Genomic DNA, 13,386 nt, shown 5'->3' on the forward strand with positions numbered 1-13,386 from the left:
ACAGACGGAGAAACCTAGAACTCAGCGTCATTGGTGACAAACGCGAATGCCTCGCGCATCAACCGGTCACCTTGACCGTGGAAGTCGGAGTGCCCCGCCGACTCGATGCTGCGGAAACGCGTCGTCACCCCCGCCCGTTCCCAGCTCTCCGCGGTGAGGCGCGCCGGCCACGTGTTTTCATGCTCACCTGCGAAGAACCAGACCCGAGCGCCTGCGAGCCCACTGCCGGATTGCTGACGAAAAAGGCTGTTGAGCACCAAGCGATCATATCTCTGCGGAAATTTTTTCGAGAGCGCAATGGCGACCACTGCTCCTAGCGAGGAGCCAACGGCCAGGATGCGTTCGGGCGGTGGGTGTCCCAAGTAGATGGTGAGCGAGCGGCGGATCCGAGCGTCCACACGAACGGGGTCCGCCGACCACGAGCGCAGGGCGCCGTCACACGGCCGATCCCCCTGGAGCGCAATGAAGCGCCCGTATTTCGCCGCAGCAAACTGGAAGGCCTGCAAATAGCCAAGGCCGTGCCCACAGTGGCCGTGCAACACCACGCCCACCACGCCTTCCTCGTTTCCACCTTGCAACGCAAACACAGGCAAGTCATCGGGCACGTCCAGGGACACGACTCGGACCTCGGGTTTGGGGGTGAGGGCACGAGGCGGCGGCGCCGTCTGGGCTCCCCCAGTGTTCTGTGGCGGCGCTGCTCGCTCCGCAGAAGGCTCGCTGCAGCTACAGCCGCAGAGCAAGCTGGCCAGCAGCGCGAGCCCATGACGATTGAAGATCACCCACAGTCATCGGTCGAAACCGTGCGCCGTGACACGCTAGGGCTTCACTGCTGCGCGGGTGCTGCGCCAGACTGTTGCTCGATCAGCGCCTTGAGCTCAGCCTCGGGGTTGCCCTGCCCCATGTAGATGATCCAACCGAGCTGCCCGCCTTGGCCGTCTTTGCGAGGAACGACGGCGATCAAGGACTGGATGGCGCTCTGTCCGGCGAACGTCTTGCCATCGAAGCTGATCTGCATCGGCCCGTTCTTGAACGTCACGAACCAGAAGTGTTGCTTCGCGCGAAACACCACCGGCTGCCGACTGCCGCCTTCGCTCACCCCGAGGAAGGCAAAATAGACGGGGATCACGTCACCCTGTTGGAACTCGTACCAGACCTGGTCTTCCTTCTCGGCGTCGGCCAACTGCTGAGGTGTCGCTGTCGCCACGCGAATCTTTGGCCCAGTAGCCCGGGGGACACAGGCGGCGCCAAACGAGAGCAGCCCCACCAAGGCCATCAACGGGAGTCGACTTGAAAGCTTCATCGCGCGCTGGGTAGTGCCCCCAACCGTGTGGGTCAAGCTGCTCAAAGGTGCGAATCGCACGGGGTCCGACGGCGCCGCTCGGAGGGAGCGCCAGCCAGGACAAGCGGAAGGCTGTCGACAACGGCGGGAGCGTCGCGAGTCCGCTTGTGTGATTGGCCGGCTTGAGCGACCGCGCGGCCGCGACGGCGCAAAGAACGCGTCACCTGGCTCCGAGATTGTCGTCCTCACCTCGATCTGCGAAAACTCGCGACGCTCATGCGCCTTCGTCATTTGCTCCCCATCGCAAGCCTCGCACTCTCTACTCTCACCATCTCTCCGCGCGTCCGGGCGGAGACACCGCCCGACGTCGTTCTGCTGAAGAACGGCGGTATGCTGCGCGGAACGATCGAAGAGATGGATCCTCAAGGCAACGTCACGATCGAGCTCGCCAATGGGGAAAAGCGCACCTTCCCCATGACCGACGTCAACTACGCAGGCATCGCGTCAGGCGTGCCCAGCGCCGAGCCGGGGCCTACGCGCGCGCCTGCACCACCGACGGCCGCGCCGCCCAGCGTGGCTCCACCTCCGGCACCGCCGCCGGGCGCCCCTCAGCCGGCTCCCCAAGGCAACTTTGGCGGCAGTCAACCGTTGGTGACAGTCCATGGAACCGAAGCGCGGCTCCAGCTACGCGGAAATGGGGTGACTTTCCACCGCAAGGCGGGCACCGGCACGGGCTCGGGGTACTCCAACGGGCAAAGTGTGACCATCATCACCAAGATGTACGAGTCGATGTGCTCCTCTCCGTGTGAAGTATCGATGCCGCGGGGAAGATACTCCCTCGGGTTGTCACAAGACGGAGATCCGGTCGAGGCGGACCCCGTCGATATCAATGGGGATGGCACGCTGGAGGGGAAATACGTTTCGCGAGCCGGGGTGAGAACCGCGGGTTTGGTGCTGATAATGGGCGGCGCCATCGCTGCATTCGGCGCGTTGTTCGTTGCCGATCCAAACGAATCGAACACCCCCTACTATCTGATCGGGGTGGGCGGTGGGGTTGCGGTTGTTGGGATCCTGCTGCTGGCTGTCCGCGACAGCGCCGAAATCCAGTTCATCCCTGGCGCGCCGGCGAGTCTAACCCACCCGAGCGACTTGCGCGCCGACGGCGGCTCAAGGCCTCGAGGGTTCGATCCTGGGCTCAGCCTCGCGATGTCGTTCTAATCAGGGGCGCGACACAACAGCGTGGGATCTGCGGGTCTCGTGTGATGGATGCTCGGGTTGCACCTGGCGCGCCTCACCCCCAAAATCAGCCGGGGAATCTCGGGCAGAACCTGGATCGTGGCGCAGCTTGGCGCAGTCTGAGTGGGCACGTTATGTGCTGAGAAACGGGGTATGTCGAGAGCGATTGCAGCGTTGGGATTCGTGGGCTTGGTGTCCTTGTTCGGCGGATGCTCGTCGGACCCCGAAGGGGCGGCAGGCGAGTCTTGCCCTGCGGACAAGCCGTTTTATTACGATCTGGGAATGGAGGGGTCCAAGGGCTGCGCCGAGTGCCGGACAGACGACCATTGCCCCGCGGATCGAAAGTGCTCGTCACGCAGCAACACCGGGGTTTACGGGGACATCCCTCGCTGCGTGCCCAGGTCTGGTTGCGACGACGACGACCAGTGTGGGTTCGGTGAGGTGTGCGTCGACAACACCTGCGGTGGCAAGGCGTGCCACTTCTACAGCGATTGCGAGTTCGGCGAGAACTGCGAAGACAACCGCTGCACCCTACTCAGGTGCCCCGAGGCGACACCGTTCATCGGAGTCAGCGAGGGCGGGTACTTCTGCCAGGAGTGCGGCAACAACGAGCAGTGCCCTGACGGAGAGATCTGCCAAACCTGGGATCAGCACAGCGTGTACGGGGCGCCTGGCCGCTGCCGACCGCCTGGCTGCACAAGCATCGACGACTGCCATATGGGTGAGACGTGCGTTGACGCAGAGTGTCTGGTCACCCCTTGAGTCTGGGTTCAGCTTGCTAGCGTCGTGGCTTGAGGGCATGCTCACTGCACTCATCACGTGAGACCTCGCGGATCCGTACAGCTCGCTAGTCTAGGTGGGGTGCCCGTCTACGTGCATTTCACCTTGCCGCTGATCGCATGCGTGGCGGGAGGCTTCGCGTTTCGCCCTTATATGTGGCTCGGCACGCTGGTGGTCGTGGTCATTCACGAGCTGGGGCACATCGTCCTGCTGCGGCGCTATCGCCTCCCGGTGCTTGCCCTGAATCTGCACGGCGCCGGTGGAGAAGCGCACACCAGCGACTGGATCACGCCATGGCAGCGCTGCGTCGTGGCCTGGGGCGGCGTGCTCGCGCAGCTGAGTGTCTTCTTCGTGCTGGGAGGCCTGGCTCGGCTCAAGCTCCTGCCCCACACGGTCAAGGAGCACGATCTCTACGACGCCTTGGTCGGCGCGAATCTGTTGATCGCGTTGGTCAACTTGCTGCCCTTTCCGGGGCTCGATGGGGCTGAAGCCTGGAAGCTTCCGCGCTTCATGTATCTGCGGGGCAAAGGCGCCTACTACGAAGGTCAGCTTCGCAGCGTCGAAGAAGCCAAGAAACGCCTCGAGGCGGAGGACGACGATGCGCCCCCGCCTCGAGATCAACTGCACTGAGAGGTTCGACCGGCGGAACTCAGAAGCCGTCCATGAAGCTGACGGCGCGGTCCCGCTCAAACCCGAGTGAGTTGTAGAAGTTCAAGACGTTGGTGTCGGCCTTCACGAGCGGGGTGATCTTCACCTTGGCCGCCAGCGTGAAGCTGTCACGCAGCCAGGCGATCAGCTTCTTGCCGGTACCAGCGTTGCGCACCTCGGGATCGACGAAGAGCTCCTGGATGAAGAGCACCAGGCCGGTCTCGCGCTCGTACGAGTACGCCATGATGGCACCAGCCACCTTGCCCTCGTGAATGGCCACGAAGCAGCTCTCTGGTTCGATGCCGTGAAACTTACCCAAGTACTTCTGGGCGCCGGCTTCGTTCCAGTCCACCTCGTAGGCCTTCAAGTACAGCCGGGCAACCTCGGGGATGTCAGCCTCCCCCATCCTGCGAATGTCCATGCGCCGATCTACCCACAGGCTCGCCTCGAAGTGAAGGGCGCGACGCCCGCGGCTAAAAGTCGCTGGGGATCTGCCGCGGGAGGTAGCTCGCCAGGTGAACCAGGCGAGCTACTTCGACCCGTTCGCCCTTCACGCGGTAGAGAAAGCCGTGTGCGCCCGGACGGTCTGGCAGTCCGATCTGCACGACCCTGAGCCCAGGCACCACGTCGTCCCTCCGCCGGCCTAGAGTCGGCTGCTCCAGTAGAACGTTTCGATGATCAGCTCGGCGTAGCGTTCGGCCTGAAGCTGCCCGAAGCGCCCGCGGGTGTACGCCAAGACCTCCCGAATGTCTTCAGGCACACGCGGATGGAGCCAGAGCTTCATCACCCCCCGGATCGCGCTGCTCGCCTCACCAGTTCGGCAAAATCTTCGTTTGAAACCTCTTGGCCGACGCCAGCGTCCATTTCGGCGAACAGAGCCTGCAGTTCGTCACGCACGGCGTCGCTACGGGTCTGCTCCTCCCGGAGCATGCGAAACGCGGCCTTGGCTGCCTCCTCGAGCGTCGAATACTTCCCCGCGGCAACGAGGGCCGCAGCGAATCGCGCGTCGTCTGGGCTTAGATGCACTTTTACGGGATCGGACATAGGTGCTCCGGCAGGAGCAGCGTAGCACGCAGAGGAGAGCAACGAAACGAAGCCTACCCATCGAACTCGATCAACGAGCCCACGCTGATCACGCCTTGAGCCACGTACACCTGCTTGCGCACGCCGGGGTCCGCTGCTTTGAGCAAGCCGTCGAGGGCTGCGTTTGCGGCTTTCGCGTAAGCCGGCGGCCCCTCACCGATGGCGTAGCTCACGTCTTTGCACACGCCCATCACGCGAGCCAGGTAGACATCGAAGCCTGCCGCAAACACTCCTAGGATGCCGTCGTCGTCGTAGGCGAAGCAGAGCACCGGCAGCTCACCTTCCGCATCAGCGTGTGCGCCATACAGGAACACGGCGCTCATCTCGGGACACATCTGGGGCACCCAGAGGCGATAGCACTCCGCCGTCAGCAACGACTCACCCAGCACGCCGAACATCTCGCCCACGTCGGGTACTGCGTCGGCTACGAGTTCCGCGAACGACGCCCCTTGAACCACGCCGTCGGCGATCTCGAGTGGCAACCAGCGCGCGTCGTATTCGAGCCACGCGGCCAGACTCGGCGGCAGCGCCATGCCGTTGCTCAGACGCAGCTCGCTGATCGCCGAAGCGGCGAGCCCTTTGGCAGCCTTCGGCTTCGGCGCGTCGAGCATGCGGTCTGACGGCAGCTCCCCCTCCGCTTGAATGGCCGCGATCACTTCTTCGATGAGAGCCCTACCCCGATTCGCCATACCCGAAATCTAGATGGACTCAGGATCCGCGAGCTACTCAGAACAGCCGCTTGCTATCGAGGAGCAACGTCACCGGACCGTCATTCTCGATGTGGACACGCATATGGGTGCGGAAACGCCCAGTCTCCACTCGGCAGCCTTGGCTCCGCGCCCGCTGACAGAAGCGCTCGAACAGCGCCTCCGCACCCACCGGCTCCATCGCCTGGGTGAAGCTCGGCCGCCGGCCCTTGCGTGCGTCGCCGAGCAGGGTGAACTGACTGATGGCGAGCAGCGACCCGCCCACGTCGCTGAGGCTCAGGTTCATCTTGCCCTCGCTGTCTTCGAACAAGCGCAGGCCAAGCACCTTGTCAGCTAGCCAGTCAGCGTCGGCTTCGGTGTCGCCTTGAGCGACGCCAACCAACACGGTGTAGCCCTGCTCGATGGTCCCGGCGCGCCCCGGCGCGTCTCCATCCAGCACATCGACGAAGCTCCCAACGACCCGTTGCACCACTGCGCGCATAGCGGGCACATCAGAGCGCCGAACGCTCGCAACAATCAAGCGCGGATGCAGGGAATGGACCTACACCACTCCCCCGAACCGAATGGCTACATGCCCAGACGCTCGTGAAACGTCAGCGGCTCTCGGGAGCCTCGCGACGCCAGGTACGCCCGAGGCAGTACCGAGTCACGCGAGCTAGCGCGCTTCTTGCGGGCGATCAACGCGATCACGAGCAGTATCTCGAACACCAACAGGGTGAGCACCATCCCAGGAGCTTCGGCAAAAAACTGCATCGACCATCCCCCTTATCCGAGTCCCCATCGTCGGCCAAATTATGTACGGAAAAATTCCCAATGGACAGACCGAAGTGCGGGCCCCGAGTCGTTTCCCCATGGACCCACACTGTCGCCCGTCGACGACCCAGTCCTCTACTCGAGCACCCAATCAGGTGAGCTGATCTCTTCAATCTCCTCGATCGAAGGCTGTGAAGCGCGATGCTCGGTCACCACAGCGGCGCTGCGTAGCTTCGAGCGGCTGGACGGTGGCTTCGGCGGAGGCTTGCTCCGATAGCTCCGTGGCCCAGCCAGGAATGACCCCAAATTCAGCGTGGATTTGCCGCTCGGCGGCTCGCTTGGGGGCACGCTGAGGCGTGACCAGTCGATGCCCTCGTTGTCGGCGGCAGGCTCGTCGACCTTGCCAGTCACCGCGATCGCCGTGGCGGGCAGCGCTACCTTCGGAACCTTGATGCGGAGCACTCCGTTGGAGAGTCGCGCGTCGACTTCACCGAGATCGATACCTCGGGGAATCCCGAAGCGACGGTAGTAGCGCACTGCGGCGGAGCGCGGCGCCGATTGCCCAGGCAGGCTTTTCGCGGGACGCTCTCCGCTCAGCACCATCACATCCCCTTCGACTTCGAGGCTGAGCTGCTCCTCTTCGACACCGGGCAAGTCGGCGAAAAACAACAACGAACGGTCGCTTTCATAGCGATCGACACGAGGGCTGACGCTACCGGGTGGCGCACCGAGGGATGAGTTGTCGGGATCTCGTAGGCCGAAGATCCCGCTGAGTGCGGTCTCGTTCATGATGCTCAAACCTTCCGAATTGGAATGCGCTGAGCGCCGCTCTCCGCGGCCTTGCGCAGGGTGATGGTCAACACACCGGCCTCCAAGTGCGCCGCACCACGCGCTGGGTCGACTCGGGTGTAGAGCTTGATCTTGCGTTCGAACTCGAGCTCTGGCCGCTCCCGCTGCACCAGCTCGAAACCGTGCGGAATACGCTCTTTGCGCTTACCGCTGATGTGGATCAGGTCGCGACTCACGCGCACGCTGATGTCGTCCTGAGCCAGGCCGGGTACATCCGCAGAGAGCGTCAGGCTCTCCCCACTGTCGTGGAGTCGAAAGCTCGGGAAGGCGCTCTGCGGCGCTTGGCTTGGGGTCGGCTCATCGTAGAACCAACCTTGATCCAGCTCCTGAGTGTCGCCCTCCGGGGCGCTCCCCTCGGGCGTGTATGAATAGAGAATCTCCTCGATGGCCATGGGCTCGGCTCTTTCTGGCTGACAGGGCTCGGCTCACCCGAGCGGACACGTAGGCTTGTGCAACTTCGGGGCCAGCTCGCCGCGCGGCCAACTCACGAGATCCCGCGCATCTGTCTCCACCCAGCGTCGACCGGCTGACACCCCGATGTGGACGCCTTGACCCCACTCACCCCAAGACTCGGCACCCAAGGCTCAGCGAAGCCACGGGTCGGAACTGATAACCTTGTCGAGCTTGCCCATGGACTCACCGCGTCAAACTCTGTCTCAGTCGCTGCGGGCGCTGCTCCTGGGTTTGGGGGTGAGTGTGTTTGCGCCGGGGGCGCTCTACGGCTGCGCCTCGGGAGGCGCCGAGCAACCAACGTACACGCCCCCGACCTACTACAAGCCCGGCGCGTCCCTCTCCCGCGTGAGCTGCACCTGCCTCGCCTGCGTCTCCGCCGCTGCGTGCGAGGGCCGCGCTCCCATGGCGCGCGACGAAATGGGCTGCGAAGACGGCTTCAGCATGCAGCAGTCCACGCGCTTCGAGGCGACCGTCAGCAGCTGTCAACCAAGCTGCTTCAAGCGCAACTGGAGCGTGCCCCAAGAAGTCGAGTGCGACGATCGGCGGCCCGACGACTGCTGCGCCGACTATTGAGAACTCGAACGCCTAGGCCGGCTCCGCCAGCGCCTCGGCGAAGCCGTCTTTCAGGCTTCTCGCGCGGAAACCCAGGTCGCGCTCTGCCTTGCTGGTATCAAAGCCGACCCAAATCGGTAGCGGCAAGCTCAAGATGATGGGTGGCCGCCCTGGTGACGCGCCCTGGCGCACCAGCTCCCGAAACACCTCCGGCAGGGGCGTCGGTGGGCCGCTCAGGTTGTACGCCTCGCCGACGCTCCGCGGATTCCCGAGCGCACCGACCACCGCCTGGGCCACATCGCCCGCGTGCACCAGCGGCATCCCGACCCGGGGCAGCGGCAAGAGCGGCAACTTCAAGCGCTTGAGCAGGCGAGGCATCAGCTTCGGATCCCGAGAGCCATAGACCGGGCCTGGCCGCAGGCTCGTCACGTCGAGGCCGAGGCGCTCCGCTTCGCTCCACGCCAAGTCTTCTGCCAGCGCCTTGCTGTGAGCATAGCGCCAGTCCGTGGTGAGATCGCTCACCGACAGCTGACGTCTCCCCGCGGCAACGGCATCCGTATCGAAGCGCGGCGCGTCTTCGCTTTGCCAACGCAGCGGCCGGTTGTTGTAGACCGCGACGCTGCTGATGTAGACCACCCGCTTGACCCCAGCGCGGGCCGCTGCGGCGAAGGTGTTCTTCACACCGGTGGTGTTGCCGCGCACCAGCTCGTCCAGCGTGCCCTGGTTCGAGCCCAGCGCCGCGTTCGCGATCACCGCATCACAGCCCGCAAAGGCCTCCGCCATCGCGTCGACTTCCGCTAGATCCGCGCGGCGTAGCGCCACACCACGCTCTTCGAGCCAACTGGCTTTGCCTGGACTCCGAACGACCCCAACCGCTTCTGCCCCAGCAGCTGCCAAGGCCAGCGCAATGTGTGAACCGACGAAACCAGAGGCTCCCGTAACGGCGACGCTGCGCCCAGCGACTGTTTCGCGCGTTGCTGCCCCACTCTCAGACGTCACTCTGAAGCTGTTAACACATCACCCCTCACCCCCAAACCATCCGTGAGGCGACGAACCGAATCCAGTAGAGTGCTGCCGTGAACGAGCTCCCGCCTCCCACGCTGCCGACCTGGCTCGAACCCCAAGTCCCGTTCAAGCGCTACCGCGCTCAAGTCGGCGGCTATCAGATGCACGTGATGGAGCAGGGCCACGGCCGGCCCGTGCTGATGCTGCATGGCAACCCGACCTGGGGCTACCTGTATCGCAAGGTCGCGAGCGAGCTCGCGGGTGAACCGCTGCGGCTCATCATGCCGGACCTGATTGGGCTCGGCTTCTCCGACAAGCCGACGGATCCCCTCGCTCACCAGCTCGATCATCACGCCTCGTGGCTCGGCTCATTGATCGATCAGCTGGAGCTCGAAGACTTGATCTTCGTCGGGCAAGACTGGGGCGGTCCAATCGGGCTCAGGGCGCTGGCGGATCGCCCACAGCTGATGACGGGCCTCGTGCTGTTGAACACCGTCGCTGGTCCGCCGCGTCCAGAGTTCAAGCCGACGACCTTTCACCGCTTCGCACGCATGCCGCTGATCAGCGACTTCGTGTTTGGTCGCCTGGGCTTCCCCGAGATCGCGATGGAGCGCGTGCAAGGCGACAGGCAGAGCATCTCTGGGGAGGTCAAGCGCGCGTACCGCTATCCCCTACGGAAACATTCCGAGCGCGTCGCTCCCCTCGCCTTGGCGCGCATGGTGCCGAGCAGCCAAGATCACCCGTCGGTCGATGCTCTAACGCGTTGCCGGGAGCTGGTGATGAGTTTCAAGGGCCCCATCGACATCGTATGGGGCAAGCGCGATCCGGTGCTCGGCTCCGTCGGGCGGTACATGGAGCGCATCCTGCCCCAGGCGCGCTTCACCTGGACCGACGCGGGGCATTTCCTCCAGGAAGAGGTGCCTGGTCCCATCGCGGACGCCGTGCGGCGCGTACACGCCAAAAGCTCCTGAGGGAGGCGATTCGAGGCAACTCAGCTCACAGGTGGTAGAGCATGAAGTACACGATCACGCCGCTCACCGAGACGTACATCCAGATCGGGAACGCCCAGCGCGCCACCTTGCGATGCCGCTCGATGCGATTCGTCCAGCCGCGATAGATCGTGAACAACGCCAGCGGCACCACCACCGTCGCCAGCAACACATGAGGGATCAAGAACGCGAAGTAGATGATCCGCACGGCACCGGTGCCCTGGAAGGGCACGCTGCCGACCTGGGCGTGGTGCATCAGGTAGGTGATCAGGAACACACTGGAGAGCACGAAGGCGGTCAGCATGCTGCGCTTGTGCGCGACGCGGTTCTTCGCCTTGATGAAATAAAAACCCAGACCCAAGAACACCGCCGCGCTGCCGTTCAGGAGCGCGTTGATGGTCGGTAGCACTCCAGGGTGCCCCGGCTCCGTGCGTCCTGGGAAGGCGTACAGCACGACCACAACGGCCAAGCAGACGAAGACGGTCAGACCAGCCACGACCCACTTGGTCGCGGGCGGCTCTTGTTGGACGCCCTGGGTTAGGGAGGCGGAGTTCGAGCTGGACACGAGCGAGGGGTAGCCCCGAGCGCTGGATTCGGCAATCTGTGCGCGCTTCGCTGCGACAACCTGGCCGGCCCTCAACCCCAGAAGTCGGCATTTTCCGCGGAAAAACCTCAAGTCGTCGTCCATGCCCCAGACGTCACCCGCAGCGGGTGCGGCCGCGGTCGCCAACGATCCGCGCGACCGCTATGCTCTGCGGCCATGGATCTCGACCTCCGCCTGAAGAAGCTCGCCTCTGGTGTCAGTGCCCGTGAAGCCGCCCAGGCTCACGCCAAGAGCCTGCAGCCCGCCGCCGAGCTGTCGAGCGACGAGCAGACCCTCGCCAAGGAGTTCGAGGCGACCCTCGAGCTGATGTTCCTGATGGCCGCGGTGGACGGCGAGATCTCCGACGAAGAGCTCGAGCAGCTGCGCGGCTCCATCGAGGCCGTCGCCGATATGCACGCGGTAAAAGGCCTCGAGCTGGGCTCGACGCTGAATCAGCTCGCCGACTCGCTTGAGAAGGAAGGCTGGAGCGCCCGCATGCACGACGCCGCTCGGCGCATCGGCACGCCGGACGGCCGCACCTTCGCCTTCCGCCTCGCCGCCGGTGTGGCATTCGTCGACGATCACGTCGCTCACGCGGAAGCCGCCGCGATCGACTCACTCGCCGCCGCGCTGGAGCTGAACGCGGATGAGTCCCAAGAACTGCTGCGCGAGGTCGTGGATACCCTTTTCGGTTGAGCGCCGCTTGTTTTTGCTTGAACCGCGCGCACCGCAACAGGTTTCGGGCGCTGTTCGATTCCTTTGCCGGCGTCCACACCTCTAGGAATTTCCCCAGGGTTTTTGGGGGAGAGGTGCTCTGTAGAGCGCCGCTACGCAACTTTCCTGACGTTTTCGCCCACAAGGTTGGTACCCCGGGCGCGGTGTTTCTGTTACCCCAGGCGCCATGGGAACAGCGTCCAAGCACAAGAGCGCCGCACCTGGCGTGAACCTCCCCGAAGGCACCAGCGGCTCCGCCTTCTTGCATAAAATCCTCACGGAAACCGTTCGGGAGTTCCCCCACGAGTTGTCCGCTGCGCGCCTGAGCCCGGAGCCCGGCCGCTTCAAGGCGCGCTTGGGCGACCAGCTAGCCCGCTTCGAGGCCGTGCGCTGCGCGTCTCCGCGGCGCAGTGAAATCGCGCGCCACATCGTGCAGCGCACCCAGGAAGGCCTGGTGTATCGACCCCGCGGCGAGCAAACGCCGCAGTCTTTCGGTGAGTACCTGAAGGGGGAAGGTCAAGCCTTCGAACTCGAGCGTCACGGAGATGGCTCGGCTCCCGGGCTCGCGCCCCAGGTGCCTTTCGAAGGCCGCAACTACGGCGCCGCAGAGCTCGGTGCGCTGGCAAGCTTGCTTGTCGAGCGCGGCTTCATGACTCAAGCCGCCGGGGATGCCCTGTGCTGGATTGGAGACTACGCGCTGTCTCACGCTGGGCGCATCTCCCTTGGCGGGCAGCGCTTCGCGCTGCTCGGCGCCGCAGCGGAGCTGGCGCCGACCCGCTTCCTATTGGAAGCGGGCGCCAAGGTGTTGTGGCTCGACTTGCAGTCTCCGAATGCCGAGACGCTGCCTGGTGGCGAGCTCCACTACGCCCCTGAAGGTAGCGACCTGCTCTGCGACCCACGCCGCTGCAAGCAGACGCTGCTGGAGTTTGCGGCGGGCGAGCCGCTGCACCTGGGCTTGTATGCGTACGCGGCAGGAGAGAGCCAGGAGTGGCGCTTGGCTTCGACGATGAACGGCATCGCCCGCAGCCTGCCAGAAGGTGTGCTCGAATCTATTTCTCTGTGGATTTCACCGACGACGCCCAGCCAGGTGCGCCCGGGCTGCAGCGAGCTGACTGAGCGCCGCGCCGCTCGCCCGCCGCTGTGGCAGAGCGCGCTGAAAAAGAGCGGCATGCTGAGCCCGGGTCATGAGCGCCACCAAGGCGTGAGCACAGCGCGCGCGGTCGTGTCGATTCAAGGCGTGAGCTACCAAGCGGCGCAGTACATCGCCAAGCTGCTCGCTGCAGAGGTATACGCCGCCGAGGGTTCGAGCTTCGAGGGTCACACCCGGCCTCTGACCGTAAGCGCGAACGTCGCGGGCATCACCCGTACGAAGTCTTTGGCTCACCCGCTGTTCGAGGCCGCCTTCGAAGGCGCACCTGCCTTCAACATCGAGATTTTCCTCCCGGAAACGACGCGGGCGCTCGCGACCTTGCTGATGCTGCACGATTTGCTCAATCCCGCTGCCGTCGCCAACGCAAAAAGCCTCGAGCACGGCATCTCCCCGGAGACCCGAGCAGCACGCCTCGGCGAGGTGCAAGTTCACGGCGGCGTGTACACCAACCCTCACGCCCTCGAGCCCAGCATTCGTGTGGCAGCCGTGCTCGGCATGACGAAGCGCCCGGGCCTCGCACGCGGCCTGTTCGGCAAGAACTAGCGACGGAATCAGCGCTCACCCCAACCTCGCGAGGGCACTGCGCGCTCGCGGGGCGTGGACGT

The 13,386-nt window shown here is 64.6% G+C and carries 19 protein-coding genes; 7 read left to right on the forward strand and 12 right to left on the reverse strand.

What is annotated here, in order from left to right; genetic code table 11:
* Positions 1-14 precede the first annotated feature (14 nt).
* Both H6718_03855 and H6718_03860 read right to left on the reverse strand, forming a co-directional pair.
* Positions 15-779: a hypothetical protein gene (locus tag H6718_03855; protein ID MCB9584502.1), complete on the reverse strand. Its 765-nt coding sequence runs from the start codon at positions 777-779 to the stop codon at positions 15-17.
* A 44-nt stretch (positions 780-823) separates the two neighbouring features.
* Positions 824-1,300 (reverse strand): hypothetical protein, encoded by a 477-nt coding sequence (locus H6718_03860; protein ID MCB9584503.1) that lies wholly within the window; start codon positions 1,298-1,300, stop codon positions 824-826.
* A gap of 255 nt (positions 1,301-1,555) precedes the next feature.
* Between H6718_03860 and H6718_03865 the strand changes: the two genes are divergently transcribed.
* The 3 genes from H6718_03865 to H6718_03875 all read left to right on the forward strand — a co-directional run bounded on the left by H6718_03865 (position 1,556) and on the right by H6718_03875 (position 3,925).
* Complete coding sequence (locus H6718_03865) at positions 1,556-2,497, forward strand: hypothetical protein (GenBank protein MCB9584504.1); 942 nt, start codon at positions 1,556-1,558, stop codon at positions 2,495-2,497.
* Between the two features lie 171 nt (positions 2,498-2,668).
* Positions 2,669-3,277 carry a hypothetical protein gene (locus tag H6718_03870; protein ID MCB9584505.1) on the forward strand — a complete coding sequence of 203 codons (609 nt, stop codon included), beginning with the start codon at positions 2,669-2,671 and terminating at the stop codon, positions 3,275-3,277.
* A gap of 57 nt (positions 3,278-3,334) precedes the next feature.
* Positions 3,335-3,925, forward strand: a complete 591-nt coding sequence (locus tag H6718_03875; protein MCB9584506.1) for a hypothetical protein — start codon at positions 3,335-3,337, stop codon at positions 3,923-3,925.
* A gap of 19 nt (positions 3,926-3,944) precedes the next feature.
* Here the strand turns inward: H6718_03875 and H6718_03880 are convergent, their stop codons facing one another.
* The 8 genes from H6718_03880 to H6718_03915 all read right to left on the reverse strand — a co-directional run bounded on the left by H6718_03880 (position 3,945) and on the right by H6718_03915 (position 7,727).
* Positions 3,945-4,364, reverse strand: a complete 420-nt coding sequence (locus H6718_03880; protein MCB9584507.1) for a GNAT family N-acetyltransferase — start codon at positions 4,362-4,364, stop codon at positions 3,945-3,947.
* A 222-nt stretch (positions 4,365-4,586) separates the two neighbouring features.
* The gene (locus H6718_03885; GenBank protein ID MCB9584508.1) at positions 4,587-4,727 is read right to left on the reverse strand and encodes a hypothetical protein; all 141 of its coding nucleotides are present in this window, start codon (positions 4,725-4,727) and stop codon (positions 4,587-4,589) included.
* Positions 4,727-4,987: a type II toxin-antitoxin system ParD family antitoxin gene (locus H6718_03890; GenBank protein MCB9584509.1), complete on the reverse strand. Its 261-nt coding sequence runs from the start codon at positions 4,985-4,987 to the stop codon at positions 4,727-4,729. Before H6718_03890 ends, H6718_03885 begins: the two co-directional genes overlap by 1 nt.
* Before the next feature lie 53 nt (positions 4,988-5,040).
* Positions 5,041-5,715 (reverse strand): hypothetical protein, encoded by a 675-nt coding sequence (locus tag H6718_03895; protein MCB9584510.1) that lies wholly within the window; start codon positions 5,713-5,715, stop codon positions 5,041-5,043.
* 37 nt (positions 5,716-5,752) lie between these two features.
* Complete coding sequence (locus tag H6718_03900; GenBank protein ID MCB9584511.1) at positions 5,753-6,214, reverse strand: D-tyrosyl-tRNA(Tyr) deacylase; 462 nt, start codon at positions 6,212-6,214, stop codon at positions 5,753-5,755.
* Positions 6,215-6,300: 86 nt separating this feature from the next.
* A complete protein-coding gene (locus H6718_03905) occupies positions 6,301-6,486 on the reverse strand; it encodes a hypothetical protein (GenBank protein MCB9584512.1) in 186 nt (61 codons plus the stop codon).
* 135 nt (positions 6,487-6,621) lie between these two features.
* The gene (locus H6718_03910; GenBank protein ID MCB9584513.1) at positions 6,622-7,275 is read right to left on the reverse strand and encodes an Hsp20/alpha crystallin family protein; all 654 of its coding nucleotides are present in this window, start codon (positions 7,273-7,275) and stop codon (positions 6,622-6,624) included.
* A 5-nt stretch (positions 7,276-7,280) separates the two neighbouring features.
* Entirely contained in the window at positions 7,281-7,727 is a 447-nt protein-coding gene (locus tag H6718_03915; GenBank protein MCB9584514.1) for an Hsp20/alpha crystallin family protein, read from the reverse strand.
* A gap of 238 nt (positions 7,728-7,965) precedes the next feature.
* Here H6718_03915 and H6718_03920 point away from each other — a divergent pair, with 238 nt between their 5' ends.
* Positions 7,966-8,361, forward strand: a complete 396-nt coding sequence (locus H6718_03920) for a hypothetical protein (GenBank protein ID MCB9584515.1) — start codon at positions 7,966-7,968, stop codon at positions 8,359-8,361.
* Positions 8,362-8,373: 12 nt separating this feature from the next.
* On the opposite strand, the gene H6718_03925 is transcribed toward H6718_03920, so the two are convergent.
* A complete protein-coding gene (locus H6718_03925; protein ID MCB9584516.1) occupies positions 8,374-9,339 on the reverse strand; it encodes an NAD-dependent epimerase/dehydratase family protein in 966 nt (321 codons plus the stop codon).
* 77 nt (positions 9,340-9,416) lie between these two features.
* Between H6718_03925 and H6718_03930 the strand changes: the two genes are divergently transcribed.
* Positions 9,417-10,316, forward strand: a complete 900-nt coding sequence (locus H6718_03930; protein MCB9584517.1) for an alpha/beta fold hydrolase — start codon at positions 9,417-9,419, stop codon at positions 10,314-10,316.
* A 25-nt stretch (positions 10,317-10,341) separates the two neighbouring features.
* Here H6718_03930 and H6718_03935 read toward each other — a convergent pair whose 3' ends face one another.
* Positions 10,342-10,899: a DUF420 domain-containing protein gene (locus H6718_03935; GenBank protein ID MCB9584518.1), complete on the reverse strand. Its 558-nt coding sequence runs from the start codon at positions 10,897-10,899 to the stop codon at positions 10,342-10,344.
* A gap of 195 nt (positions 10,900-11,094) precedes the next feature.
* Between H6718_03935 and H6718_03940 the strand changes: the two genes are divergently transcribed.
* The gene (locus H6718_03940) at positions 11,095-11,613 is read left to right on the forward strand and encodes a TerB family tellurite resistance protein (protein MCB9584519.1); all 519 of its coding nucleotides are present in this window, start codon (positions 11,095-11,097) and stop codon (positions 11,611-11,613) included.
* A 205-nt stretch (positions 11,614-11,818) separates the two neighbouring features.
* Entirely contained in the window at positions 11,819-13,324 is a 1,506-nt protein-coding gene (locus H6718_03945) for a hypothetical protein (protein ID MCB9584520.1), read from the forward strand.
* Positions 13,325-13,386: the final 62 nt, after the last annotated feature.

Source organism: Polyangiaceae bacterium, assembly GCA_020633205.1.
Classification (GTDB): domain Bacteria; phylum Myxococcota_A; class Polyangia; order Polyangiales; family Polyangiaceae; genus JAHBVY01.